This window comes from Streptococcus alactolyticus, from assembly GCF_042649785.1.
In the GTDB taxonomy this organism is placed as follows: Bacteria; Bacillota; Bacilli; order Lactobacillales; family Streptococcaceae; genus Streptococcus; species Streptococcus alactolyticus.
On record NZ_JBHRZX010000012.1, the window covers coordinates 1 to 389 of the forward strand.

The 389-nt window shown below is 35.2% G+C and carries 1 pseudogene (running past one end of the window); it reads left to right on the forward strand.

What is annotated here, in order from left to right:
- Positions 1 to 389: pseudogene (locus ACFORE_RS02775) on the forward strand (IS30 family transposase) (its annotated part continues 127 nt past the right edge of the window); the annotation flags it as partial.

Here is a 389-nt window from a genome sequence, read left to right on the forward strand (position 1 = left end):
CAGACTGTTTACCAAACTAATCGAAAACGTTCGGTAAAAAAGATAATCCTAACGAAAGAATTGAAAGAGAAAATAGTAAACTATACTAAGCAAAAATTTTCTCCTGAAATGATGGTTAAGAAGAAGAAAATGAAAGTTGGCATTTCAACCATTTACTATTGGTTTCATAATGGCCATTTAGGATTGACGAAAGCAGATATACTTTACCCTAGAAAAGGGAAAAGTGTCAAGAAGCAAGCTAGTCCTAAGTTTAAACCAGCAGGCAAATCTATCGAAGAACGTCCTGACGTTATTAATCTTCGCTTGGAAAACGGTCATTATGAAATTGATACGGTTCTATTAACCAGAGTGAAAAATCATTGCCTTTTAGTCTTAACCGACCGTCGGAG